Source organism: Enterobacter sp. IF2SW-B1 (assembly GCF_001743375.1).
GTDB lineage: Bacteria > Pseudomonadota > Gammaproteobacteria > Enterobacterales > Enterobacteriaceae > Enterobacter > Enterobacter bugandensis.
In genome coordinates this window covers 641,448-668,355 of sequence record NZ_MJAA01000002.1, presented here as the reverse complement: position 1 = coordinate 668,355, position 26,908 = coordinate 641,448, and the positions used below count along the sequence as shown (strand labels likewise).

The following is a 26,908-nucleotide window of genomic DNA, read 5'->3' as shown; positions in this document are numbered from 1 at the left end:
TATAACATGAAGGCGCCTTTGTTGTTATGCAACGGTTGGAGCAGGCGTCACGTAACGTTATACTGCTTCTCTTTCTTATTAAGACAACTGTCGATGCCTATATGCCTGTTTTCGCACTGATCGCCCTTGTTGCCTACTCTGTCAGCCTCGCGCTGATTATTCCCGGACTGCTGCAAAAAAACAGCGGCTGGCGGCGCATGGCTATTCTTTCGGCGGTCATCGCACTGATAAGCCACGCGTTTGCGCTGGAATCACGCATTATTCCCGGCGACGGCAGCGTGCAAAACCTGAGCGTCCTCAACGTCGGCTCGCTGGTCAGCCTGATGATCTGTACGGTAATGACCATCGTCGCGTCTAAAAATCGCGGCTGGCTGCTGCTGCCGATTGTCTATACCTTCGCGCTGATCAATCTGGCTTTAGCCACCTTTATGCCTAATGAATTCATTACGCATCTGGAGGCGACGCCGGGGATGCTGGTGCACATCGGCCTGTCGCTGTTCGCCTATGCGACGCTGATCATCGCCGCGCTTTACGCCATGCAGCTCGCCTGGATTGATTACCAGTTGAAAAACAAAAAGCTGGCGTTCAACCATGAAATGCCGCCGCTTATGGTCATTGAGCGTAAGATGTTCCACATCACCCAGATAGGCGTGGTGCTGCTGACGCTCACGCTCTGCACCGGCCTGTTTTACATGAAGAACCTGTTCAGCGTGGAGAATATCGATAAAGCAGTGCTCTCCATCATCGCGTGGTTTGTCTATATTGTCCTGTTGTGGGGCCATTATCATGAAGGCTGGCGCGGTCGTCGCGTCGTCTGGTTCAACGTCGCGGGTGCGGGCATTCTCACCCTTGCCTATTTTGGCAGCCGCTTCATACAGCAATTTGCTGGCTAAGTTATAAAAGGAGTTCCCCCTGGAACACATCTCTACCACCACGCTGATCGTTATCCTGATCGTCATGGTGGTCATCTCCGCCTATTTCTCCGGCTCGGAAACCGGCATGATGACCTTAAACCGTTACCGGTTGCGTCATCGTGCTAAACAGGGTAACCGTGCCGCCCGCCGCGTTGAAAAACTGCTCCGCAAGCCGGATCGGCTGATAAGCCTGGTGCTTATCGGCAACAACCTTGTCAATATTCTGGCCTCAGCCCTCGGCACCATCGTTGGGATGCGCCTGTACGGCAACGCCGGGGTCGCGATTGCCACCGGCGTGCTGACGTTTGTGGTGCTGGTGTTTGCCGAAGTATTGCCAAAAACCATCGCCGCGCTTTACCCGGAAAAGGTGGCCTACCCGAGCAGCTTCCTGCTGGCGCCGCTGCAGATCCTGATGATGCCGCTGGTCTGGCTGCTGAACATGGTCACGCGCGTTTTGATGCGGATGGTGGGGATCAAAGCCGACGTCACTATCAGCAGCGCGCTCAGCAAAGAAGAGCTGCGCACCATCGTGAACGAATCCCGCTCGCAGATCTCCCGGCGCAATCAGGATATGCTCCTGTCGGTGCTGGATCTGGAAAAAGTGAGCGTGAACGACATCATGGTGCCGCGCAACGAAATCGTCGGTATCGACATCAACGACGACTGGAAAGCCATTGTCCGCCAGCTGACGCACTCTCCGCATGGGCGCATCGTGCTCTATCGCGACTCGCTGGATGACGCCATCAGCATGCTGCGCGTGCGCGAAGCCTACCGTCTGATGACCGAGAAAAAAGAGTTCACCAAAGAGGTGATGCTGCGCGCCGCGGACGAGATTTACTACGTGCCGGAAGGTACGCCGCTCAGCACGCAGCTGGTGAAATTCCAGCGCAACAAGAAAAAAGTCGGCCTGGTGGTCAACGAGTACGGCGATATTCAGGGCCTGGTGACGGTCGAAGATATTCTGGAAGAGATTGTCGGAGACTTTACCACATCGATGTCCCCTTCCCTCGCGGAGGAAGTGACTCCGCAGAACGACGGTTCGGTACTGATTGACGGTAGCGCGAACATCCGTGAACTCAACAAAGCCTTTAACTGGCATTTGCCGGAAGATGAAGCTCGTACCATGAACGGGATGATTCTGGAAGCGCTGGAAGAGATCCCGGCGGCGGGCACGCGGGTGCGCATTGAGCAGTACGATATTGATATCCTGGACGTGCAGGACAATATGATTAAGCAGGTGAAGGTGCTGCCCGTCACGCCACTTCGGGAAAGTATTGCCGAGTAAAGCGTAGGCCGGGTAAGGCGAATGCCGCCACCCGGCACTACAGGTAGCAAATTAGGCTTTCGCTTTCGCCACGGTCACCATCGCAGCGCGAATGGTACGGCCGTTCAGGGTGTAACCTTTCTGCATCACGCCCAGCACTTTACCGGCTTCAATCTCTTCAGATTCCACCATCGCAATGGCCTGGTGAACGTTTGGATCCAGCGGCACATCGGTATCCGCAATCACTTCCACGCCAAACTTACGCACGACGTCGAGCATGGATTTCAGCGTCAGTTCGATACCTTCGATCATCGCCGCGTTGTCCGGATTCGCTTTGTCAGCCACTTCCAGCGCGCGGTCGAGGCTATCGATCACCGGCAGCAGTTCGTTGACGAATTTCTCCAGCGCAAATTTATGCGCCTTCTCAACGTCCTGCTCGGTACGACGACGCAGGTTTTCCATTTCCGCCTTGATGCGCAGAACGGTGTCGCGTTCGCGATTCTGTGCTTCTACCAGTTGGGCTTCCAGATTCGCAATTTTTTCATCGCGCGGGTCCACCTGCTCAGCAGATGCGTCTGGCTCTACAGCCTCAACTTCATCGTGCTGTTCCGTGATAATTTCTTCAGGGGCTTGCCCCTCAGGCGTTTTCTGTTCTTTACTACTCATGAATTTCTCCGCGTTTTTCTGCATTCATCTCGCTAACTTCGCTTATTATGGGGATCAGTTTCCTGGATTCAAGGGAACAAGAGAGATTGTCATCATTCATCAGGCACAAGGACCTCCAGAAAATGAATAATCATTTCAGGTGTATTGGGATCGTCGGGCATCCGCGTCACCCTACCGCATTGACGACACATGAAATGTTGTATCGCTGGTTGTGTAGCAAAGGCTATGAAGTGATGGTCGAGCAGCAAATTGCGCAGGAACTGCAGTTGAAGAGTGTCAAAACCGGCACGCTGGCGGAAATTGGCCAACAGGCCGATCTCGCCGTGGTGGTGGGCGGCGATGGCAACATGCTCGGCGCGGCACGCACGCTGGCGCGTTATGACATCAAGGTCATCGGTATCAACCGCGGCAATCTCGGCTTTTTAACCGACCTCGACCCGGACAACGCGCAGCAACAGCTGGCCGACGTGCTGGAAGGTCATTATATCAGCGAAAAACGCTTTTTACTGGAAGCGCAGGTGTGCCAGCAGGACTGTCAGAAGCGCATCAGCACCGCGATTAACGAGGTGGTGCTTCATCCCGGCAAAGTGGCACACATGATTGAGTTCGAAGTTTATATCGACGAAATCTTTGCCTTCTCCCAGCGTTCTGACGGGTTGATTATCTCCACCCCGACCGGCTCAACCGCCTACTCGCTTTCTGCGGGCGGCCCGATCCTGACGCCCTCTCTGGATGCTATTACGCTAGTGCCGATGTTCCCGCACACGCTCTCCGCGCGCCCGCTGGTGATTAACGGCGACAGTACGATACGTCTGCGCTTCTCGCACCGCCGTAACGACCTGGAGATCAGCTGCGACAGCCAGATCGCGCTGCCAATCCAGGAAGGTGAAGATGTTCTTATTCGCCGGTGTGATTACCACCTGAACTTGATTCACCCGAAAGATTACAGCTATTTCAACACATTAAGCTCGAAGCTTGGCTGGTCAAAAAAATTGTTCTGATTTTGCATCCAGTACTTTACTGTATAAAAAACCAGTTTATACTGTATGAAAACACAGTTATGGTTTTTCATACAGGAAAACAATTATGCTGGCACAACTGACCATCAGCAACTTTGCCATTGTTCGTGAGCTTGAGATCGATTTCCACAGCGGCATGACGGCGATCACCGGCGAAACCGGTGCGGGTAAATCCATTGCCATTGATGCCCTCGGCTTGTGCCTTGGCGGCCGTGCAGAAGGCGACATGGTGCGCATGGGCGCAAACCGTGCCGATCTTTGCGCACGTTTCTCCCTGAAAGATACCCCTGCAGCCCTGCGCTGGCTGGAACAAAATCAGCTCGAAGATGGACGTGAGTGTTTACTTCGCCGCGTGATCAGCAGCGACGGGCGCTCCCGTGGCTTTATCAACGGCACGGCAGTCCCCCTCTCCCAGCTCCGCGAACTCGGCCAGCTGCTTATCCAGATCCACGGTCAGCACGCGCATCAGCAACTCGTCAAACCAGAACAGCAGAAAGCCCTGCTTGATGGCTATGCGGGTGAGTACGCGCTTACTCAACTTATGGCGGAGCACTACCGCCAGTGGCATCAGAGCTGCCGCGAGCTCGCCCAGCACCAGCAGCAAAGCCAGGAGCGCGCCGCGCGTGCGGAGCTGCTGGCGTACCAGCTTAAAGAGCTGAACGAATTCAACCCGCAGGCGGGTGAGTTTGAACAAATTGACGAAGAGTACAAGCGCCTCGCCAACAGCGGCCACCTGCTCTCAACCAGCCAGAATGCCCTCGACATGCTGGCAGATGGCGAAGACGTTAACCTGCAGAGCCAGCTGTACAATGTCCGTCAACTGGTCACCGAACTGGCCGGCATGGACAGTAAACTTTCTGGCGTACTGGATATGCTGGAAGAGGCCGCGATTCAATTCTCAGAAGCCAGTGACGAACTGCGTCATTATTGTGAACGGCTGGACCTCGACCCGAACCGCCTGTTTGAGCTGGAGCAGCGCCTTTCTCGTCAGATTTCACTGGCGCGCAAGCACCATGTCACGCCGGAAGAACTACCAGGCTATTATCAGTCTCTGCTCGAAGAACAGCAGCAGCTTGACGATCAGGCGGATTCGCAGGAAACCCTCTCTCTGGCAGTGAACCTGCATCATCAGCAGGCGCTGACCACGGCGAAAAAACTGCATGAGATCCGTCAACATTACGCTCAGGAGCTAAGCCAGCACATCACCGACAGCATGCACACGCTTGCGATGCCGCACGGTGTATTCACTATTGATGTCCGTTTTGAAGAGAACCACCTGACGGCAGAAGGGGCGGATCGCATCGAGTTCCGCGTCACCACCAACCCGGGGCAGCCGCTGCAGGCAATCTCCAAAGTGGCATCCGGTGGTGAACTGTCGCGTATTGCGCTGGCGATTCAGGTGATTACCGCACGTAAAATGGAAACCCCGGCGCTGATTTTCGATGAAGTGGATGTCGGCATCAGCGGCCCAACGGCGGCAGTGGTGGGTAAACTGCTGCGCCAGCTAGGTGAATCAACGCAGGTGATGTGTGTCACCCACCTGCCGCAGGTCGCGGGCTGTGGTCATCATCACTTTATTGTCAGTAAAGAAACCGACGGCGAAATGACCGAAACGCACATGAAGCCGCTGGATAAACGCGCGCGTCTGCAGGAGCTGGCACGACTGCTCGGCGGCAGTGAAGTCACGCGTAATACGCTCGCGAACGCGAAAGAACTGCTGGCGGCATAAACTTTTTCGGGATCTCAGGGTCATACAGAACAACAAAAACGCCGCCAGACCGGTTTCAAAGTGGGGCAAGGTCTATTATCATCGGCATATTACATATGAGCCGCGTTCTGCTCGGGCCCGAAAAGGAATCAAATCACTATGCGTTGTAAAATGCTGACCGCTGCCGCAGCGGTTCTTCTGATGTTGACCGCAGGCTGTTCCACTCTGGAGAAAGTGGTTTACCGTCCTGACATCAACCAGGGGAACTACCTTACCCCTAACGATGTGTCCAAAATCCGCGTGGGGATGACACAACAGCAGGTCGCTTATGCACTGGGAACCCCGATGATGACCGACCCGTTCGGCACTAACACCTGGTTCTATGTATTCCGTCAGCAGCCTGGCCACGAAAGCGTGACCCAGCAGACCCTGACGCTGACCTTTAGCAGCGCCGGCGTGTTGACCAACATCGACAACAAGCCTGCGCTGACCAAATAATCAGGCGTCAGAAAAGCAAAAAGGTGCTCATTGAGCACCTTTTTTGTTTTGTGTTGATCCCCTCGCCGCTTTAGGGGGAGGAACAGGGTGAGGGGGAAACACGCTACTTAGCCGACTTCTCCGCGCGCTGGCGACGCAGCTCTTTCGGGTCGGCAATCAGCGGACGATAAATCTCCACCCGATCGCCCTCTTTCAACACGTCGCCCAGCTTCACCGGACGGCTGTAAATCCCGACCTTGTTCTTCGCCAGGTCGATATCTCTGCGAAGCTCAAGGATGCCGGACGCGCGGATAGCCGCCTCTACGGTTGCCCCCTCTTCCAGCATTACACGCTGTAAGTACTGCTTCTCCGGCAGCGCGTAGACCACCTCTACAGCAATCTTATGCGACACTGTAAACCTCTTTGGCGCGGGTGGTAAACGCCTGAACCATATTTGACGCCAGCTCTTTAAAGATGCGGCCAAACGCCAGCTCAATTAGCTTATTGGTGAACTCAAAGTCCAGATGGAACTCAATGCGGCAGGCGTCAGCGCTCAGTGGCGTAAACTTCCAGCCACCCATCAGGGTTTTAAATGGACCATCCACCAGATGCATCAAAATACTCTGATTGTTAGTCAGCGTATTGCGGGTGGTGAACGTCTTGCTGATCCCCGCTTTGGAGACATCCACCGCCGCAGTCATCTGCGTCGGGCCAGACTCCAGAACGCGGCTCCCGGTACATCCCGGGATAAACTCTGGATAAGACTGAACATCGTTCACTAACTGATACATTTGTTCCGCGCTGTAAGGAACGAGCGCAGTACGGCTAATCTGAGGCATAGCATTTTCCATGGTCACACAACGGACAAATAATAACATTTATCACCTGTTAAAAAAACGCTAAGCCTCATCTCGTGCTAAGATAGCGCGTTAGACCTCACAGGACGCAATGAGGTGACTTTTTGAAATCAGATTACCGACGGCTTTACGACACTTATGACGAAGAAAAAAGCACATAAACCAGGCTCGGCGACCATTGCGCTCAACAAGCGTGCTCGCCACGAGTATTTCATTGAAGAAGAATTCGAAGCTGGCCTTGCGTTGCAGGGCTGGGAAGTAAAATCGCTGCGCGCCGGGAAAGCCAACATCGGCGACAGCTACGTGATCCTTAAAGATGGCGAAGCCTTCCTGTTCGGCGCGAACTTTACGCCGCTGACCGTCGCCTCGTCGCACTACGTATGTGACCCAACGCGCACCCGTAAGCTGCTGCTGAACAAGCGTGAGCTGGAATCCCTCTACGGACGCATCAACCGTGAAGGTTTCACCGTGGTCGCCCTGTCACTGTACTGGAAAAATGCCTGGTGCAAAGTGAAAATTGGCGTCGCGAAAGGTAAAAAACAGCACGACAAACGTACTGACCTGAAAGAACGCGAGTGGCAGTTGGATAAAGCGCGCATTATGAAAAACGCAGGACGTTGATTCTGCACACTTATTGTACTATTCAATAAGTTAGCGTTCCGGGCTGGTATCCAGGAAGTGAAATCTGGTATACTTAGTTCAACACTATTGGGGCTGATTCTGGATTCGACGGGATTTGCGAAACCCAAGGTGCATGCCGAGGGGCGGTTTGCCTCGTTAAAAGCCGCAAAAAAATAGTCGCAAACGACGAAAACTACGCTTTAGCAGCTTAATAACCTGCTCTGAGCCCTCTCTCCCTAGCTTCCGCTCTTAAGACGGGGATCAAAGAGAGGTCAAACCCAAAAGAGATCGCGTGGAAGCCCTGCCTGGGGTTGAAGCGTTAAAACTAATCAGGCTAGTTCGTTAGTGGCGTGTCTGTCCGCAGCTGGCGTGCGAATGTAAAGACAAACTAAGCATGTAGTACCGAGGATGTAGAAATTTCGGACGCGGGTTCAACTCCCGCCAGCTCCACCAAAATCCTCCATCGGTGATTACCAGAGTCATCCGATGAAGTCCTAAGAGCCCGCACGGCGCAAGCCCTGCGGGCTTTTTTGTGCCTGCATTTTATCCCGCGAAGTTCGTAAAATATTCCGGCAACAATGGAACATTACGCCATCAAACATTGTTTCGCTCATGCTCAATGAGCCATTCTTTGCGCGAAATACCACCGCCGTAACCCGTCATCTTTCCATCTTTGCCAATTATCCTGTGACAAGGGATCACAATCGCAATCCGGTTTGCACCATTAGCTGCAGCGACGGCGCGCACAGCATTAGGCTTATTCATCCCTAGCGAAATGGCTTGATAGTGCGAAGTCTGTCCATAGGGAACTGCACGCAACTCATGCCAGACGGATTGTTGAAAATCACTGCCCGGGGCATCCACAGAGAGCTCAAACTGTCGACGAGTTCCGGCAAAATACTCGCTGATTTCTTTTACTGTCTGCCGGGTATGGCTGTTTTCTCCGGTGACAATTCTGGCGTTAAATAAACGCTGGATATCGCGGAATTCCGTTTCTAACATCCGGCGATCGGTAAACTCCAGCAGACAGACTCCCCGCTCAGTTGCGCAGACAAACATAGGCCCAAGCGTAGTGGTAAACCGATGAATGACAATCACCTCGGTTGCCTGAGTCGGCGCTGCGCCAGTAAGCCGCTTGTAGATGTAACCAAACCCGCTCAGGGATTCATAGCCATTGTCCAGCGCAACGTCAGTAGCCGCTCGTCCGCTTTTTAGCTCCTGCAGGGCAACGTTCACCCGCTGCATTCGCTGGAAAGCCTGGAAAGTGATGCCGTGATGTTGCAGGAACCAGCGTCTTACCCGCTCCGGACTGATTCCGTGCTGGCGAAGCTGCGCGTCAGCCACACGGGATTTAATATCGCGCCTGACAAGCGCAAGCGCCTGTTCAACAAATAATGGCGCGCTGTGCGCATTTTCAGCGGGTCTGCAGACCTTACAGGGACGAAAGCCATCCGCCAGGGCAGATTTGGCATCTTTATAAAATTCAACATTTTCGCGCCTGGGCTTTCGCGCCCGGCATACCGAAATGCAGAATACGCCAGTAGTTTTGACGCCAACAAAAAATACGCCGGTATATTCTGAATCTCGTTCGAGTAATGCCTGATACCAGATATCACACAAATTCTTATCGGTTATTTTCATCGCTAAAAAGTCCTGCAAATGACTGACGAGTTCGAATCGCATGCATTACATCACTCAGCGTTGACTGCATGGCTGAATGAACAAAATTGCCCATTGAAATGCGGTTTACCCCGGCCAGCTTCAGCCTGTCGAACGACGGAAGATCGGGCATACACATGACGTTCAGAGGCAGACCCGTTGCCTCTGCAATGAGGCTGATGTCTTTCTCTGACGTAAGACAGGGAACAAAAAGGCCATCAGCACCTGCGGCTTTATAGCTCTGACCCCGTAATATCGTCTCCTGCAATGCGTCATCATGCCCGAGCAGGTAAGTGTCAGTCCGAATGTTCAGAAACAGGCTACAGTTTTCGCTTCTCAGCGCATTGCATACTGTTCTGAGATTACGGGAAAAATCAGAGATATCGTCAAGCTGACGCTTACCATTAATGACTCTGCTGTCTTCAAGGTTAACGCCTGCTACGCCTGTCTGAGCAAGGCGCCTGAGATTAGCGACTATCTCTTCGGCTGAATCACCATATCCTGCTTCCATGTCAACGCTCAATGGCAGGCTGCTGACAGCCCGGATACGGGTGACCACATAAAATAACGCATCAAACGGCATTCCCTGCCCGTCTTCATATCCCAGCATGGACGCTATTGCTGCACTGGACGTTCCCAGTGCCTGATAGCCTGCTTCTTGCGCTGCGACAGCACTGGCGGCGTCCCAAACGTTAGCGATTAGCAGGGGCTGATCCTGGTTGTGGAGTTCTGCAAAATTCATATTCATTTCCTCTCAATAGATTGAAAATGAATCTAAGCATTCAGTATGAACGTCACAACCGAAATTCAGACGACCATTTTTTAGCAAGCGTAGTCTGGATTCGGAGACCAGTCAGATCTGTTGTCAACCAGCTGCGCTAACCTGCATTTTGAGCTTATTAATGAACCAGCGGCCAGCCGGGCCCGGAGGATGTTCTTCTAAATGCACGGCCTGCATGGCAAAACCCGGTCCGACGTCAGGCTGCATCTGCAAATTCAACGTGACCAATTTACCCGTCGCAAGATCCTCCTCAACCACTGGCAGCGGCATATAACCCCAACCAAGCCCGGCACGCAGGAAAGCGTGCTTCGCGCCCATATCGGCCAAATGCCAGGTTTTTGACGACATCACGCCAAAGCTCCGGCCCACGGTAAGCGACGAACGATCGGCCAGCACCAGCTGAACGTGTTCCGCTAAAAGCGAACGAAGGATCGGCCCTGGCAGGTTAGCCAGCAGATGTTCAGGAGAGACAACGGCCACGGCTGGCACGTTGAGAAGGAATTCAGAGGTGCATCCAGCCGGAATATGCGGCAGCGAGCCGATAATCGCCACCCGACAGTGGCCGTCCAGCAGAGGCTGGAGAACCGCCCCTAATGCTTCCACATACAAACGCAGCGGCGTGTCGGGAAATACCTGATGAAATGCCTGCACCGCAGCGGTGAGCTGCGCAACAGGAAACATCACATCGACGGAGACGGCAAGTTCAGGCTCCAGCCCTTCGGCTAAGGTGCGCGCCTTAGCCCTGAAGGCGTCCATCCCGGCAGCGGCAAGGCGTGCCGCTTCCAGCATCGCGACGCCCGCCTCCGTCAGTTTCGGATATCGCCCCGAGCGATCGAATAATGGGAATCCGACCTGCGCCTCAAGATTGGCCAGCGTCGCGCTGACAACCGACTGCGCGCGCCGCAGTTTACGCCCGGCGGCCGAAAAACTTCCCTCATCAACGGCGGCAATAAACGTGCGCAGTTGATCAACAGACATACCGTCCAGCATGTATCGCTCCGGCAGATGGAATCCATCTAATTATATAGGCTATTCAGATAGGACGAAGATTACTACTCTCTACGCATGTTCACTACTCTTCCTGAAGGAAATTAAGCATGAAAACAACAACTGTAGGTATTATCGGCGCTGGTGCAATTGGGCAAGCCTTTGCGAAACAGCTGGTAAATGCGGGCATGAACGTTATTCTGAGCAACAGCCGCGGGCCGGAAAGCCTGTCTGATGTGGTTGAAGGACTGGGCCGCGGGGCTCGCGCAGGCACCGCACAACAGGCCGCTGAAGCTGACATCGTTTTTGTCAGCACTAACTGGGACAAAACCGAAGCCGCGTTAAGCGGAATTACCTGGAATGGACGCATCCTGATTGACGCCACGAACCCGGTACTTTTGCCCGGCTATAAACTGGCAGAACTGGGTGGAAAAAACTCAAGCCAGCTTGTGACCCAGTGGGCGCCAGGGGCACGCGTCGTCAAAGCTTTCAATACCCTTCTTGCAGGGGTGCTGGCTCAGGATCCGGCGCAAGCGGGTGGCCATCGTGTCGTCTTTATCTCCGGAGACGATGCAGATGCGAAGGCGGAAGTGAAAGCGTTAGCCGGGCAACTGGGCTTCGCAAGCATTGATTTAGGCAGTCTTGAGATCGGCGGGACGCTACAACAATTCCCTGGAGGGCCTCTTCCGGGGGTAAATCTGGTGCAACTGGCATAGCAAAAGGCAACGCTAACGATGACTCAGCGAACTTCCGCAGAGACGTTTGAAGAATACCTTCCCGGCAAGCTGCTCCGGGAGCATCGGGCGCAATCTTCCCGGGATGTATTCGTTCAAATTCTGGCCCGCAGACAAGTCCAGGAAAACGTCATTATTCCGGCGGTTCCGGAGCCCTTTATCGTCTGGATCCTTTCTGGTCAAGCCGTTGTTGAGGAGCGTTCCCCCGGCGAGGCGTGGTTAGCAAACCGCGTTACCGCAGGCGATTTCTTTCTCACGACGGCGGCCTCTCCCACTGAAATGCGGTGGCAAGCCGAGCCAGATATACCGTTCGTCGTCATGCATGTGTATATCGGCGTGGCCATGATGCAGGAGTGTGAACTGCGGGAAGTCTCCGGCGCGCGCGACGAAACGCTATCCGCGCTGCTGGAGCAGATACGCCAGGAACTGTATCTGCAAACTCCCCCAAGCGGCCCCTTTATCCAGGGGATTGCCCAAGCGCTGACGGTGCACCTGGTTCGCACCTACGGCACGCATACGAAACGACACCGGGGAGGTCTGCAGGCATTTAAACTGCACCGGGTTTTTACGGCAATGCGGGAAGGGTTGGCCCAGCCGTTTGACCTGGCACGGCTGGCTAAGCTGACCGATCTCAGCGAATACCATTTTAGCCGCGCCTTCAAACAGTCGACCGGGCTTTCGCCCTCCCACTATTTTATCCGGCTACGCATGGAGGAAGCGCGCCGCATGCTGTCGGAAACCAATGATTCCATAATCAATATTGCCCTGAACGTGGGATACACCAGCCCCAGCCATTTTGCTGCCGTCTTCCTCAGGCATAACGGCGTGACGCCCTCGCACTATCGCAGCGATATCGTTCGCAGCAAAAGTCCGACAGTTTGAGCAAAAGCCCGCGCGAAGCCACCGCCTGAAACATCCATTATTGACCCGTACTTCAGACGTTCTTTCTGAAGCGTTGAAATTAACTCTCACGAGGATCAGTTATGGAACTTAAAGATAAAGTCGCTCTCATCACCGGTGCTTCAAGCGGGATTGGTGCCTTCACGGCAAAAAAATTAGCGAAACAGGGCGTCAGGGTCGGTCTCGCCGCCCGCCGCCTGGATCGCCTGCAGGCGCTGGTCTCTGAAATTGAGGCTGCTGGCGGTGAAGCCATTGCGCTGGTTATGGACGTCACTGACCCGGCCTCGGTTAATGAAGGGGTCGCGACACTGCATAAACGCTATGGCCACATTGATATCGCCTTCAATAACGCCGGGCTGATGCCGATCTCTGATATTGCCAGCCTCAAAGTCGATGAATGGCACCAAATGGTAGACGTGAACGTAAAAGGCCTCTTTAACACCGTAGCGGCCGTACTACCGATTATGCAGTCGCAGCGGTCTGGTCACATCATCAATACCTCGTCGATCGCTGGGCGCAAAACGTTCCCCGGGCTTGGGGTGTACTGTGCAACGAAGCACGCCGTTGCCGCCTTCTCGGATATTTTGCGTATGGAAGTGGCGCCGCAGTTCAACATTCGCGTCACCTCACTCCAGCCGGGTGCCGTAGAAAGTGAATTATTCGAGCATATCAGTGACGAAAATTATCGTGCGCAGATGGAACAGCTGAAGGAGAAGATGACGTTCCTGAAAGCCGATGATATCGCCGACTCGATTGTTTACGTGCTGCAGGCACCGGAACATGTGGATGTGGCAGAGCTGTTTATTATGCCGACCGAGCAGCCGTGGTAAGAAAGTAAAGCGGGTCAGGCAATGGCCTGACCCGCTAATTTTCATCCGCAACGTTAGTTCGCAGATGCCGTCGGTCTGATCGTAATTTCTGTTGTATCGACACTCTCAGGCGCCTCGATGATGTGGCGCACAGCGCGGGCGATATCAGCAGGTTTGAGGGCAATAGCACGGTACGCGTCCATCGCCGCCATGGTTTCCGGGTGCGTAATGGTCGAGGCCAGTTCGCTTTCCACTACCCCAGGGTTAACGCAGGTCACGCGGATGTTCGAACTTTCCTGACGTAAACCATCCGAAATCGCCCGTACGGCGAATTTGGTGGCACAGTAGACGGCAGCCGTGGGCACCACGGACAAGGCACCAATAGAGCCGATATTAATGATTTGTCCCGCCCCCTGGGCTTCCATAATCGGCAGAACGGCGCCTATCCCCCACAGCACGCCCTTGATATTCACGTCAATGGTGCGCTCCCACTCATCCTGCTTGCCTGCCGAAAGCGGAGAAAGAGGCATGATGCCCGCGTTGTTAATCAGCACGTCAATGCGGCCCCACTTTTCACGCGCTGCCTGTACGAAGTCAGCCATCGACTGGCGGCTGGTAACGTCTAAGACTGCGGCCTCTGCTTCCCCCCCTGCACTGCGGATTTCAGCAGCCAGGGCGTTGATGCGATCCAGCCTGCGAGCGCCCAGGAAAACGTTCGCGCCTGCCTTGCCTAACTCTCTGGCAATACCTTCTCCGATACCGCTTGATGCACCGGTAATTAAGATAACTTTGTTCATGTTTTGCTCCTTACGTTGAGTTCAACGTGATAATAGATACTCACCATTGTTTCTTGTATCCTGCATTTACTGGACTCACTGGTTAGCAATGTTAAACAATGAAAATCGATCTCAATCTGTTACCTGTTTTTCTGGCGGTCGCCGAGGAGCGCAGCTTTAGCGCTGCCGCCGCGCGGCTGGGCATAACCCGCTCCGCTGTCAGCCAGGGGATTAGGCGTCTTGAAGATGGTTTTCAAACCCTGCTGGTGATGCGCACCACGCGCTCGGTAAGCCTCACTGAAGCAGGTGAACGGCTGCGTAAATCGTTGCAGGCCCCTATCGCCAATATTGAAGCGGCATTTGAAGACGTCGCGTCGGACAACACACCGCGCGGCCAGCTCAGAATCGCGGTCACCTCGATCGCGGAAGCGTTTCTCTCTGGGCCGCTGCTCGCTTCGTTTGCGGCTGCGCATCCTGCGGTATCGCTTGATATCTTCGTGTCGGACGAGGAGTTCGATATCGTGGCGGCGGGCTATGACGCCGGGGTAAGGCTGGGTGAAGTTATTGAAAAAGACATGATCGCCGTTCCCCTTACGGGTCAGCAGCGTGAGAGGGTGGTGGCTTCACCGTCCTATCTGGCGACTCACGGCGTACCTGAGCACCCCCGCGAGCTGATGGCTCACCGGTGTATCGGCTGGCGCCCAGCCCCGGACGTTGCCCCCTATCGCTGGGAATTTGAGGAGGCGGGCGTTCCTTTCGATGTGGCGATTGAACCGCAGATCACCACAAACGATCTGCGCCTTATGCTCAGCCTGGCACTGGCCGGCGGCGGCATAACCTTAGCCACGGAGGATACATTCACTCCGTATATCGAAACGGGGCAGCTTGTTGCCCTGCTGGATGCGTTTCTTCCGTCTTTTCCAGGCTTTTATCTCTATTTCCCCCAGCGTCACAATATGGCGCCCAAGCTAAGAGCCCTGATCGAGCACGTCCGCCAGTGGCGAGAGCCAGCGGCAACGTAAAGCGTTCAACGCTAACAAGGCCAGTAACTTTCATGCAGATTTTCCTTACCCTGCCGCTGCCCTTTGATAAACATCAACGACACCGCCCTCCTCCCATGGAAAAGTAAAAACGGACACAATTCACTCAGGGGATATGTCGTGCCGGGGATGGCTTAACGATGTATCTCGTACGCTGGACAAGACATCACACAAGGATGGAGCCTTAAAATGTACAGACCCATGGTCGTTATTTTCTTTATTCTGCTGACCCTTGCAGCCCTCATAGAAATAGGTTTTTTATCCTTCGGGTGATCCTCAAGCAAGGAGGCGCTTACCTGGGTACTTTGATCTCATTACAGTTTTTTCCTAAAGCCACCCCGCTTCGTCTGTGCCATGCTGAATCACGCTCATAACCGATAACGTTAAATGAGGATATTATGAAAAAAACAATTATCGCATTATCTGCCGTTCTGCTGGCTTCCCCAGTATTTGCTGCGACCACACATGCAACTGACGATACCGTCGCTGCGGCGAACGCAAACGCCAACGAAGCGAAGCAAAAACTGCACGAAGAGCAGAACAAAGGCGAAGAGCTGAAGCTGAAACAGCAGCATGCTGCGGAAGGTAAAAGCGAAAGCTTTGGCAGCAAAGTCAGCGAAGATTCCCAGAAAGCCTGGCATAAAACCAAAGAAGGCACCGAGAAGGGGTGGGATGCCACTAAAGAAGGCGCAGAAAAAGGCTGGAACAAAACCAAAGAAGGTGCCAGCGAGCTGGAAAAGAAAGTCACTGAATAACCGACATACTCACCTCAGGGCCGCGTTAGCGGCCTTTTTTATTGCTTCGAATAAAAGCGATACGTCGTGTATATCTGCCCCTTTTTGTTCGCCGCCTTATGACGACAGATAGGATTGATGCAAATGTCCGGATGCCCATCCCTGCGGTCATTTTTTTTCGCCCTCAGTATCAGGTTAATGAATGACCGTATTGAAAATACAGCAGGTTATTATATTTCCTGCTCGCAGTAGCATAATTCCAACACCACATAAGAATATATTTTAAATCCCTATTAATATAATATATCCTACATCAAGAATGTTACCCTAACTTAAACCATGATTAAGCAGCTTTAAATAATAACATTTTTAATTGCATTCAAAAACGACACTACCAATTATTAAACCACATCTAAAACATAAATAAAAAAGTATACTGCAGTCATAAAAAATCCAACAAAAACAATATATTAATAAAACAAATACATAAACCCCATCAATAAATTAATGACCTCTTTACGACCTACCTCTTTATTTACGAAAGCTTAATTTGCACATTCACCGTTTTCTGGCTATATCATTTTTATATTCTCAAAACCAAATCCTCTATTAATTACAGGGTTTTATAAGGCACAAAATACGCATAACAAACATTCTGTCTCGTAAGTAATTACATTCGCTCTGATGTTGCCACTCTGAATCCTGGCGGGCATCGTTCGCTCTAAAAAAGACGGTGAGTGCTGTTTAAAAAACAGTAACTCCGCCGGGGGCGCCCTTTACCTTCTCCAGAGATGGCTCGTCTTGCTCGTCGTTCACGATAACTCTGCTGGAGTAATACCTAAATGAGCCAAATCTCTGTTATATCAAAACTCACTGGCGTGGAAACGACTACGGAAGGCACACAGGTTACGCTGAGCCATTCCTCTATCGTTGAGCTTCATGTAGAGCGAGCCGATGTCTCCCACTTCGCGCGAAGTGGTAACGATCTGGTGGTGACACTGCACTCAGGGGAAGTGATCACCCTTAAAAATTTCTATGTCACCGACGCGCAGGGCGTGAGCCAGCTGGTGCTCCAGGAGAGTGACGGTGCGTTATGGTGGATTGAAGATCCCACCGGGGCCGCCACGTACGAATCCATCGCGTCCACGGACGCCTTGCTGGCCGCATCCGGGAGTGATGCAGGTGGTGCCGCCATCTGGCCGTGGGCGCTGGGCGGCATTGTCGCGGCTGGCGCCATCGCGGCGGTGGCAAGCTCCAGCGGCGGCGGCGGGGATGACGATGATGGGAATAACAACAATCCTAACCCTAACCCCAGTACGCCAGTCGATCCCACCAACCCGGATACAACACCGCCGAATGCACCCTCCAGCCTTCAGTTCTCGTCGGACGGTAAAAGCGTCACCGGTACCGCCGAGCCCGGTAGTACCATCACGCTGAAAGACGCGAACGGCAACGTCCTTGGCACCGGAAAAACCGGCAGTGACGGCAACTTTACCGTGTCTCTCGGTACTCCGCTGACCAACGGCGAACAGGTGACCGCCACCGCAACGGATGCGGCCGGGAATACCAGCCAGGGCACAACGATTACGGCGCCGGATCTCACCGCACCCGATGCCCCAACGATCGGCAGCGTGACGGACGATATTGATCCTCAAACGGGGTCGGTCACAAACGGCGGCAGCACCAACGATCCACGCCCGCAGCTCAGCGGCACCGCGGAGGCGGGCTCCACCGTAACCATCTATGACGGCGGAGTCGCCATTGGCACGGCGCTCGTCGCCAGCAACGGCACCTGGACATTTACCCCGTCAACCGATCTGACTGAAAGCACCCACCAGATTACCGTGCGGGCAACCGACGCCGCCGGCAACCTCGGACCGGCCTCACCGATATTTACCCTCACCGTGGATCTTACCCCGCCGACCGCGCCAACCGCGATTGTGCTGACCGACGACACGGGTGCGATCAGAGGGACCATAACCGCAGGCACGCCTACCGATGCGTCAAAGCCGATCCTGGCAGGAACGGGCGAGCCCGGTGGCACAATCACTATCTACGATAACGGCGTCGCGGTTGGAACCACAACGGTGCTGCCGAACGGCACCTGGAGCGTCACGCCAGACGGCCCGCTCGCGGACGGAACGCACACGATAACCGTCGTTGAAACCGATGCAGCCGGAAACCAGAGTGCGGCCTCAGAGCCGATCATCTTCACCGTGGACACCACGCCGCCGCTGGCCCCCGGCGACCTCGTCGTATCGAATGATGGCGGCACCATCACCGGCACCGCGGAGCCTGGCAGCACGGTAACCATCCGTGAAGGCGACGCTATCCTTGGCACCCCGGTGGCCGACAGCGAGGGCAACTTTAGCCTGACGCTGACCCCGCCTAAGCTCAACGGCGAAATCCTGACCGCAGACGCCACCGACGCTGCGGGCAACACGGGGCCAGCAACCTCCGCAGCAGCGCCGGATATCACCCCACCGCAGGCCCCGGTTATCGTGTCGGTGATTGACGACGTGCTGAACACAACCGGTCCCGTGGACCAGAATGGGCTGACCAACGACCGGGCACCGACCCTGAACGGCACGGGCGAACCCGGTTCGACCATCACGATTTTCAACGGCAGCGATATCATCGGCACGGTGGTCGTCCCCTCATCCGGCCTGTGGAACTTTACGCCGCCCTCACCTCTGGCCGATGGTACGTACGTGCTGACGGCAACGGCAACGGATGCCGCCGGTAACCCGAGCGGACAATCGAACGCGTGGACCATTATCGTCGACGGGACGGCGCCAGCCGCCCCGGTGATTACGCAGGTCGTTGACGATGTGCCTGAACGTACCGGCTCGCTCGACCTCAATGAAACCACCAATGATTCAACCCCGACGCTCAGCGGTACCGCCGCGGCCAACGCCACGGTCACCATCCGCGTGGATGGGGTTGATATTGGAACCACCGTCGCCGATGGCCTCGGCGCGTGGAGCTTTACTCCGGACACCCCGATCGCTGAGGGTCAACATACCCTGACCGCCGTCGCAGCTGACGCGGCGGGCAACATTAGCGACGTTTCCAACAGCTGGGGCATCATCATTGACAGCGTTGCCCCGGATGCGCCGGTCATTACCCAGGTGGTGGATGACGTGCCAGAGCGCCTCGGCGCGCTCAACTCTGGCGACAGCACCAATGACCCCACGCCGACGCTCAACGGCACCGCGGAGCCGGGCTCAATCGTCACCATCCGCCAGGATGGCGTCGATCTCACTACCATTGTGATCGACAGCAGCGGCACGTGGACCTATACCCCAACCACACCGCTTGTTAACGGCACCTATACCTTTACCGCTGTCACCACCGATGGAGCGGGTAATACCAGCCAGCCGTCAGGCGGCTTTACCCTGACCGTCGATACCACGCCGCCAGCGGCGGCCACCATCGCCACCGTAACCGATGACGTGGGCGGCGTTAACGGGCCGCTTACCAGCGGCGACACCACCGACGACACCACGCCGACCCTGAGCGGCACCGCGCCGGCAGATGCGGTGATTACCGTCTATGACGGAACCACCCTGCTCGGCACCGCGACCCTCGACGGCAGCGGCGGCTGGAGCTTTACCCCCGTTATCCCGCTCACCGACGGCCCGCATACGCTGACGGTGCATGCCACGGATGCCGCGGGCAATACCACCATCTCAACGCCGTTTGAACTGACGGTAGATACCGTTCCGCCAGCCACGCCGGATATCCCGGCAATCACCGTCAATCCTGACGGTACAGAAACGCCGCTGAACCCGGGAGAAACCACCCGCGACACCACGCCGACCCTGAGCGGCACCGGCAATCCGGGCGATACCGTGACCATCTACAACGGTGGGGTCAAGCTTGATGATGTGCTCGTGGACGGCACCGGCAACTGGACCTGGACGCCAGCTACCCCGCTGCCTAACGGCACCTATGACATTACCCTGACCGTCACCAATATGGACGGCACGGGCAACGAAAGCGCCCCGTCCCAGCCGGTCACCATCACCATTGATACCGATGCGCCAACAGCACCAGCAGCACCGGTGATCACCGACAGCGTCAGCCAGATAACCGGCCCCGTTCCCGATGGCGGAACCACTAACGATCCGCGCCCGGTCCTGAGCGGCACCGGTACGGCGAATGACGTTATCAACATCACTGATACCGTTAACGGCACACCGACCATCGTGGGCACCGTGACGGTAGACAGTAACGGCAACTGGAGCTGGCGTCCTGACAGTAATATTGGGGAAGGCAGCCACGTCTATACCGCCACCGCCACCGATGAGGCGGGCAACGTCTCTGACCCGTCGCCAGCGATTACGATTACCGTGGATACCGTAGCACCGGATGTCCCGGTGTTTGACGCCGTCGGGGGCCAGCCGAATGGGGGCTTAATCACCGATGCGACGCCAACCGTCGGAGGTACCGGCACGACTGGCGACACGGTCATCGTTTACAACAACGGCGTTGAGGTAGGACGTGTCGATGTCGTTAACGGAGAATGGAGCTTTGTCCTGCCACCACAGCAGGACGGCCTGCTGAACATCACCGTTGCGGGAGTCGATGCCGCAGGTAACGTCAGCGCGCCGAGCCCGGTCGTTTCCGTCACGCTCGATACCCTTGCGCCGGAAATCCCCGTCATTAGCACCGTTGCTGATAGCCAGCTGTCCAACAACCAGCTGTATACGCAGGACGGCACGCCAACCCTTACCGGGACCGGTGAGCCGGGAACTACCGTGATCGTTTCCGTAAACGGCACGCCATCTGCCGTGACGGTAACGGTGCAGCCGGATGGCACCTGGAGCTGGACTGCCGACGCGACGCTGCCGGATGCTACATATACCTTCACCGTCTCTTCCAGCGATCCGGCGGGTAACCTCTCTGGCAGTTCAGCACCGCTGAGCGTGACGGTCGATACCGTCGCCCCGGCCGATCCGGGCAACATGCTCCTGGCTGATGAAGGGACACCGCTGACCGGTACCGGCGAAGAGGGAAGCACCATTACCGTGAAAGACAGCGGTGGCACGGTCATTGGTACCGGCGTTGTCGGCAGCGACGGCAGCTTCTCCATTGCGCTAAGCCCGGCGCAGCTGGATCCAACCACGCTGACCGTGACCGCCACGGACGCAGCAGGAAATGCCAGCGCTGACGTGCCTTTTATCGTCACCGACTCGCCGCTTGAGCTGCCGCAGGTTCCCATTATTACGGCCATCGTCGATGACGTGGACCCGGTCACCGGCGATGTGAAAGGCAAAACCACCAACGACACCACGCCAACGCTTACCGGTACGGCCGAAGCGGGCAGCGTGATAACTATCTATCAGGACGGTAGCACGACGCCATTAACAACGGTGACCGCCGACGGCAGCGGCAACTGGAGCTATACGCCGGCCGCGCTTGGCGAGGGGCTGCACACCTTTGAGGTGACTGCGACCCTCAACGGTGCCACCAGCGGCCGCTCTCCGGCGGCCAGCGTAACCGTCGATCTGACCGCGCCGGGCACGCCAACCATTGGCTCGGTCATTGACGACGTGGGTCCTGTCACCGGTCCGCTGACCAGCGGCCAGACCACCAACGACAGCCAGCCGACCCTCACCGGCACCGGCGCGGTGGGTGATACCATCTCCATCTACAACAACGGCGTGCTGCTGGACAGCGTGGTGGTTGGTAATACCGGCACCTGGAGCTACACCACGCCCGCCCTGCCAGAAGGCAGTAATGTTCTGACCATCCGCGAGACCGATCCGGCGGGAAATCAGAGCGGTCCTTCGGCGGACTTCACCATCGTGGTAGATTCCATTTCCACCACGCCGGTCATCACCAACGTAACGGATAATGTGGGCAATACCGCCACCCCGGTAGCGAGCGGCAGCGAAACGAACGACGCCACGCCAACCCTTTCGGGGACAGCGGACGCAAACAGCATCGTAACCATTTTCGATGGCGCAACCCAGATTGCCGTGGTTACGGCTGATGGCACCGGCGCGTGGAGCTTTACGCCAGAGACCGCGCTTGTCGAAGGGCCACACGCGTTCACGGTTCAGGCAACCGATCCGCAGGGTAACCTGAGCCTGGTCTCCGCCCCGTGGAGCGTGGTGGTTGACCTCACGGCGCCGACGGTTCCAACGCTGGATACGGTAAGTGATAACGTCCCTGGCGGCGTTACGGGCAACCTCACCAGCGGGCAGGCGACCAACGACAACACCCCAACGATTAGCGGCACCGGACAGGCAGGCAGCACCATCTACATCATGAATAACGGTACGCAGTTGGGTACGACGACCGTCGACGTAAACGGTAACTGGTCCTTCACCCCGACCACACCGCTGGACGACGGCAGCTACTCCCTGCGCGCGTACGCAACGGATGCCGCGGGCAACGCCTCGGCGAACTCGTCGGTCTTCGCCTTCACCGTCGATACCGCAGGCCCCGGCGTGCCGGTGGTGACCAGCGTGATTGACGATGTCGCACCGATCACGGGGACGCTCACGTCGGGTAACAGCACTAACGACGCGCGTCCGACCTTCAACGGTACGGGCGACGTGGGTTCTACGGTGCACGTGATTGTTGATGGCAACGAAATTGGCACCGCCGTGGTCAATGCCCAGGGCAGCTGGACCTTCACGCCGGGTACCGATCTGATCGACGGACCGCATGCCATTACCTTCAACGCCACCGACGCGGCGGGCAACGTGGGTACTGCAACGGCACCGTTTAACCTGACGGTGGATACGGGCGTGCCGTCTGCGCCGGTCATTTCAGCCGCGGCAGATAACGTGGGCAGTATTCAAACCCCGCTCACTTCCGGGCAAAGCACCGACGACACCACGCCAACGCTGAGCGGCACCGCGACGGCCAACGCCACGGTCACCATCTATGAAAACGGGCAGCCTGTCGGCACCGCGCTGGCTGACGGTACCGGTGCATGGAGCTTTACGCCGTCCACGCCACTGGCGGCTGGCAGCCACACCTGGACCGCCACGGTCACCGATGCCGCAGGGAACATCAGCCCCGCCTCGCCAGGCTTTACGCTGGTTGTCGATAGCACGGCACCCACCGCGCCGGTTATCAGCCAGGCGATTGACGATGTGGGGAGCATTACCGGGCCAATCACGTCCGGGCAGACGACCGACGACACCGTACCGCAGCTGGTCGGAACCAGCGAACCGTTTGCCACCGTGAATATCTATGAGGGAACCACGCTGGTCGGGACGGGTACCGCAGACGGCAGCGGCAGCTGGAGTATCTTACTCAATACCACGCTGACAGAGGGGGCGCACAGCTTCACCGCGCAGGCTACGGATGCCGCAGGCAACACCAGCGCGTCGTCCGCAAGCTTCAGTCTGACGATTGACACCGCACCGCCAGCGCTGCCGGTGCTCACCAGCATTCTGGATGACGTCGGCAATGCGGCAACGCCAGTCGCGAACGGAGGAATAACCAACGACGAGCAGCCAACCCTCAGCGGTACGGCGGAAGCGGGTTCTACGGTGAAAATCTTCGATAACGGCGTGCAGATCGGCAGCGTGATCGCCACCGGCGGGGCGTGGAGCTATACGCCTTCTCCGGCGCTGGGCAACGGCCCGCACACGTTGACCTTTACCGCCACCGATGCGACGGGCAATGCCAGCGCGCCAACCGCCGGGTACACGATTAACGTCGATACCCTTGCCCCGGCAGCGCCGGTCATCAGCTCGGTAATTGATGATGTCGGTAGCGTCATCGGTCCGGTAACCGGTACCAACCCGACCAACGACACGCGTCCGGCGCTGAGCGGGACCGCCGAAGCGAATGCAACGGTACGGATCTACGATGGCATCACGCTGGTGGGCACCGTCACCGCCGACGGCAATGGCAACTGGACGCTGCCGGAAACCACCACGCTGACGCAGGGCACCCACAACTTCACCGCCACGGCCACCGATGCCGCAGGCAACACCAGCCCGGCATCGGCCGTGACGACGATTATCGTCGATCTGACCGCGCCAACGGCCCCAACCGGAACCTTCAACGCCGACGGTAGCGTATTAACCGGGAATGCTGAAGCAGGCAGTACCGTCACCATCCGACTCACGGACGGCTCGACGGTCACGACCACAGCGGGCAGCAACGGCACGTACAGCTACACCTTCGTAAACAAACAGACTGAAGGCCAGACGCTGCAAATCACCGCCACCGACGCGGCGGGCAATATCTCGCAGCCCGGCTCGGCGCTTGCGCCAGTGGTGCCGCTCTCCGCCAGCAATAATGTCGAAGAGCTGGATCTCAGCACCACGGCCACCGTCACCAACAGCCAGTACAGCGACTACGGCTTCCTGCTGGTCGGTGCCGTGGGCAACGTCCTGACGCTGCTCGGTAATGACACCGCTCAGGTCAATTTCACCGTGGGCAGCGGCGGCAGCGCGGATATCGTCGTGAACGCCAACGCCACGGGCGCGGTGCTCTCTCTGCTCAACACCCTTGAGCTGGTGGTTCAGCGCTTTGACACCGTTAACAACACCTGGACTACCGTAGTCGATACCGGACAGCCGCAGTTTGCCGACCTGCTGACCCTCGGCGCAACCGGCGTGTCGTTGAACCTGACCGGGCTGGCGGACGGCAACTACCGCGTGCTGAGCTATAACACCAACCTGCTGGCAACCGGCTCCTACACCAGCCTCGACGTGGCGGTGAAAGAGACCGGGCCGGGCACCGTTACGGGCGACACCAGCCTCGGCGGTAACGTGATCACCGACGTTGACCCAACCGCAGGCAGCGACAACGCTCCGGCAGGGGCAACGGTCACGGCCGTCACTAACGCCCAGGGTGTCACCACCAGCGTCACTGCCGACGGCACGGTGATCCAGGGTCAGTACGGTACGCTGACCATTAACCGCGACGGCAGTTACACCTACGATCTGACCAACACCAGCGCATCGGTGATTGGCCGGACGGAGAGCTTCAGCTACACCATCACGCATAACGGCGTCAGCGCGTCGGCGAATCTGGTGCTGTCGCTGGGCACCGGTACCGCCACCAGCGGTATTGTCGCGGTTGACGATACGAACTCGCTGACCTTCGATACCACCGTCAACGCGATTGACAACGGTACGTCGTCCCAGGGCGGCTTTACCCTGGTGGGAATCAATCTCGGCAACACGCTGGGGCTGAACCTGCTGGACGATATGACCAATCCCATCATCTATAACGTGGAGGAAGGCACTACCCGCACCATGACCATCCAGGCCTCCGTGGGCGGCGTGGCGCTGGCGTCGGTGTTTGATCTGTACGTCTACAAGTTCAACAACGCGACCCAGACCTTCGAGCAGATGCGCGTTGAACCAGGCTGGCTGCGCGCGCCGCTGTTGGGCGGCACCTCGCCTCAGCTGACGCTGCAGCTGCCGGCCGGTGAGTACCTGTTCCTGCTGAATACGGCTGCGGGGATCACCGCCCTGACGGCCTACACGCTGGACGTGCTGCAGGATCATGTCTACAGCGTGGCGAGCGTCAGCGCGAGCACTACCGGGGACGTTCTGTCGGATGATATTGCGCCAGTCGGCACGCTGGTGACGGAGGTTAACGGCGTAGCGGTGAACAGCAGCGGTCTGACAAACATTACCGGCGAGTACGGTACGCTGAGCATCAACGCGGCCGGGGAGTACACCTACACCCTGAATAGCGGCGTCGGCGTTGACCACATCAGCACCCCGGATACCTTCGTCTACACCATTACCGCGCCGGACGGCACGAAGGACACGGCTTCGCTCAACATCACCCCAACCGCGCAGCCGATGGATGCGGTGAATGATGTCAGCACCGCGATGGACGTGACGTCGGTACACCACACCGCCGCGTACTCGGATACAACCGTCGGGTCGGCGAGCTGGAACGCCGCGCTGCTCACTTCAACCCAGGGCTCCGGCTCCGGCACCTTCGTGGTGGATGCCAATACCGCGCTGCACAACGTGGTGCTGTCGTTTAACGTCGCCTCGTTGCTGACGCTTACAGGGTTGACGGTTGACTGGACGCTGACCAACGGCGCCACCACCGTCAGAACCGGCTCGTTCAACGGCGGGCTGCTGCTGGGCGGCACGGCAACGGTCAACCTGACGGGTCTCGACCTGGAGGCGGGGACCTACACCCTGAGCTATACCGGCAGAATGGGGCCGCTGGGAGTAGGAAATATCACCATCACCCCAAACGTCACCGGCACAAGCTACTCGCTGTCGCAGTTCGACGCTACGGGCACCCACACCGTTGACGGCAACATTTTCGACGGCACCGGTTCCGCAGGGACGATGGATCAGCTGCACTCGGTGGATACCCGCGTGAGCATTACCGGCTACGACGGCGTTACCACTACGCTGGATCCCTACACCGGCAGCACGCAGTCGAGCATCACGGGTCACTACGGCACGCTGGCGATTGCCGCAGACGGCAGTTACACCTATACGCTCAACCCGGGGATATCGCTCTCTACCATTACCACGAAGGAGGTCTTTAACTACACCCTGACCGATGCCAACGGCACCACGGACACCGCGTCGCTGACCATCAACATGGCGCCGAAATTTATCAGTTCGGAGCATAACGATGTGATTAGCGGTACGGCCTACGGCGACACGCTGATTTATCAGGTGCTGAACAGCACGGCGGGCAACGCGACGGGGGGCAACATCACCAGCGCCGGCGGCGACCACTGGACGAACTTCTCCCTGGCGCAGGGAGACAAGATCGACATTGGCGATCTGCTGGTGGGCTGGGACGGTAATACCGCCTCGCTGGGGAATTATATCAATGTCACGCAAAGCGGTAGCAACACTGTGATCTCCATCGACCGTGACGGCGCAGGGAGCACCTACACTAATACTGCACTCGTTACGCTTGATAACGTGCAGACCACGTACGACGAGCTTGTGAACCAGCAACACATCATTACCTGATAACACCTGCAGG

Annotated in this window: 19 protein-coding genes and 1 other RNA gene; 13 read left to right on the top strand and 7 right to left on the bottom strand. The window is 56.8% G+C overall.

Annotation, left to right across the window (positions count from 1 at the left end; translation table 11 throughout):
* The first annotated feature begins 101 nt into the window (after positions 1-101).
* The gene (locus A6013_RS07570) at positions 102-893 is read left to right on the top strand and encodes an inner membrane protein YpjD (protein ID WP_032645009.1); all 792 of its coding nucleotides are present in this window, start codon (positions 102-104) and stop codon (positions 891-893) included.
* Positions 894-912: 19 nt separating this feature from the next.
* Positions 913-2,199: an HlyC/CorC family transporter gene (locus tag A6013_RS07565; RefSeq protein ID WP_032644905.1), complete on the top strand. Its 1,287-nt coding sequence runs from the start codon at positions 913-915 to the stop codon at positions 2,197-2,199.
* A 51-nt stretch (positions 2,200-2,250) separates the two neighbouring features.
* On the opposite strand, the gene grpE is transcribed toward A6013_RS07565, so the two are convergent.
* Positions 2,251-2,844 carry a nucleotide exchange factor GrpE gene (gene grpE / locus A6013_RS07560; protein WP_032644906.1) on the bottom strand — a complete coding sequence of 198 codons (594 nt, stop codon included), beginning with the start codon at positions 2,842-2,844 and terminating at the stop codon, positions 2,251-2,253.
* Between the two features lie 122 nt (positions 2,845-2,966).
* On the opposite strand from grpE, the gene nadK reads away from it, so the two are divergent.
* The 3 genes from nadK to bamE all read left to right on the top strand — a co-directional run bounded on the left by nadK (position 2,967) and on the right by bamE (position 6,069).
* Positions 2,967-3,845 carry an NAD(+) kinase gene (nadK, locus tag A6013_RS07550; RefSeq protein ID WP_008502500.1) on the top strand — a complete coding sequence of 293 codons (879 nt, stop codon included), beginning with the start codon at positions 2,967-2,969 and terminating at the stop codon, positions 3,843-3,845.
* Positions 3,846-3,930: 85 nt separating this feature from the next.
* Positions 3,931-5,592 carry a DNA repair protein RecN gene (gene recN, locus A6013_RS07545; protein WP_069732806.1) on the top strand — a complete coding sequence of 554 codons (1,662 nt, stop codon included), beginning with the start codon at positions 3,931-3,933 and terminating at the stop codon, positions 5,590-5,592.
* A 138-nt stretch (positions 5,593-5,730) separates the two neighbouring features.
* Entirely contained in the window at positions 5,731-6,069 is a 339-nt protein-coding gene (bamE, locus tag A6013_RS07540) for an outer membrane protein assembly factor BamE (protein WP_028014132.1), read from the top strand.
* A 103-nt stretch (positions 6,070-6,172) separates the two neighbouring features.
* Here bamE and A6013_RS07535 read toward each other — a convergent pair whose 3' ends face one another.
* Both A6013_RS07535 and A6013_RS07530 read right to left on the bottom strand, forming a co-directional pair.
* Positions 6,173-6,460, bottom strand: coding sequence for an RnfH family protein (locus A6013_RS07535; protein WP_045260867.1), 288 nt, complete (start codon positions 6,458-6,460; stop codon positions 6,173-6,175).
* Positions 6,450-6,887, bottom strand: coding sequence for a type II toxin-antitoxin system RatA family toxin (locus tag A6013_RS07530; RefSeq protein WP_008502504.1), 438 nt, complete (start codon positions 6,885-6,887; stop codon positions 6,450-6,452). Before A6013_RS07530 ends, A6013_RS07535 begins: the two co-directional genes overlap by 11 nt.
* Positions 6,888-7,043: 156 nt before the next feature.
* On the opposite strand from A6013_RS07530, the gene smpB reads away from it, so the two are divergent.
* Positions 7,044-7,526 carry an SsrA-binding protein SmpB gene (gene smpB, locus A6013_RS07525; protein ID WP_024908331.1) on the top strand — a complete coding sequence of 161 codons (483 nt, stop codon included), beginning with the start codon at positions 7,044-7,046 and terminating at the stop codon, positions 7,524-7,526.
* 89 nt (positions 7,527-7,615) lie between these two features.
* Positions 7,616-7,979, top strand: a transfer-messenger RNA (tmRNA) gene (ssrA, locus tag A6013_RS07520).
* Between the two features lie 141 nt (positions 7,980-8,120).
* Here the strand turns inward: ssrA and A6013_RS07515 are convergent.
* From A6013_RS07515 to A6013_RS07505, 3 genes are all read right to left on the bottom strand, one after another.
* Positions 8,121-9,167, bottom strand: a complete 1,047-nt coding sequence (locus A6013_RS07515) for a bifunctional transcriptional activator/DNA repair enzyme AdaA (protein ID WP_045631577.1) — start codon at positions 9,165-9,167, stop codon at positions 8,121-8,123.
* Positions 9,151-9,927 carry an isocitrate lyase/phosphoenolpyruvate mutase family protein gene (locus A6013_RS07510; protein ID WP_069732805.1) on the bottom strand — a complete coding sequence of 259 codons (777 nt, stop codon included), beginning with the start codon at positions 9,925-9,927 and terminating at the stop codon, positions 9,151-9,153. Before A6013_RS07510 ends, A6013_RS07515 begins: the two co-directional genes overlap by 17 nt.
* Before the next feature lie 123 nt (positions 9,928-10,050).
* Complete coding sequence (locus tag A6013_RS07505) at positions 10,051-10,956, bottom strand: LysR family transcriptional regulator (RefSeq protein WP_069732804.1); 906 nt, start codon at positions 10,954-10,956, stop codon at positions 10,051-10,053.
* Positions 10,957-11,063: 107 nt separating this feature from the next.
* Between A6013_RS07505 and A6013_RS07500 the strand changes: the two genes are divergently transcribed.
* From A6013_RS07500 to A6013_RS07490, 3 genes are all read left to right on the top strand, one after another.
* On the top strand, positions 11,064-11,669 hold the full coding sequence (locus A6013_RS07500; RefSeq protein ID WP_047367537.1) for an NADPH-dependent F420 reductase: 606 nt from the start codon (positions 11,064-11,066) through the stop codon (positions 11,667-11,669).
* 18 nt (positions 11,670-11,687) lie between these two features.
* Positions 11,688-12,569 (top strand): helix-turn-helix domain-containing protein, encoded by an 882-nt coding sequence (locus tag A6013_RS07495; RefSeq protein ID WP_047367536.1) that lies wholly within the window; start codon positions 11,688-11,690, stop codon positions 12,567-12,569.
* A 101-nt stretch (positions 12,570-12,670) separates the two neighbouring features.
* Entirely contained in the window at positions 12,671-13,417 is a 747-nt protein-coding gene (locus A6013_RS07490) for an SDR family oxidoreductase (protein ID WP_069732803.1), read from the top strand.
* Positions 13,418-13,470: 53 nt separating this feature from the next.
* Here A6013_RS07490 and A6013_RS07485 read toward each other — a convergent pair whose 3' ends face one another.
* Positions 13,471-14,193, bottom strand: coding sequence for an SDR family oxidoreductase (locus tag A6013_RS07485; RefSeq protein WP_049136902.1), 723 nt, complete (start codon positions 14,191-14,193; stop codon positions 13,471-13,473).
* Between the two features lie 98 nt (positions 14,194-14,291).
* Between A6013_RS07485 and A6013_RS07480 the strand changes: the two genes are divergently transcribed.
* From A6013_RS07480 to A6013_RS07470, 3 genes are all read left to right on the top strand, one after another.
* A complete protein-coding gene (locus A6013_RS07480) occupies positions 14,292-15,194 on the top strand; it encodes a LysR family transcriptional regulator (protein WP_069732802.1) in 903 nt (300 codons plus the stop codon).
* Between the two features lie 416 nt (positions 15,195-15,610).
* Positions 15,611-15,967 carry a hypothetical protein gene (locus tag A6013_RS07475; protein ID WP_028014145.1) on the top strand — a complete coding sequence of 119 codons (357 nt, stop codon included), beginning with the start codon at positions 15,611-15,613 and terminating at the stop codon, positions 15,965-15,967.
* An 821-nt stretch (positions 15,968-16,788) separates the two neighbouring features.
* Entirely contained in the window at positions 16,789-26,895 is a 10,107-nt protein-coding gene (locus A6013_RS07470; protein ID WP_069732801.1) for a BapA/Bap/LapF family large adhesin, read from the top strand.
* Positions 26,896-26,908: the final 13 nt, after the last annotated feature.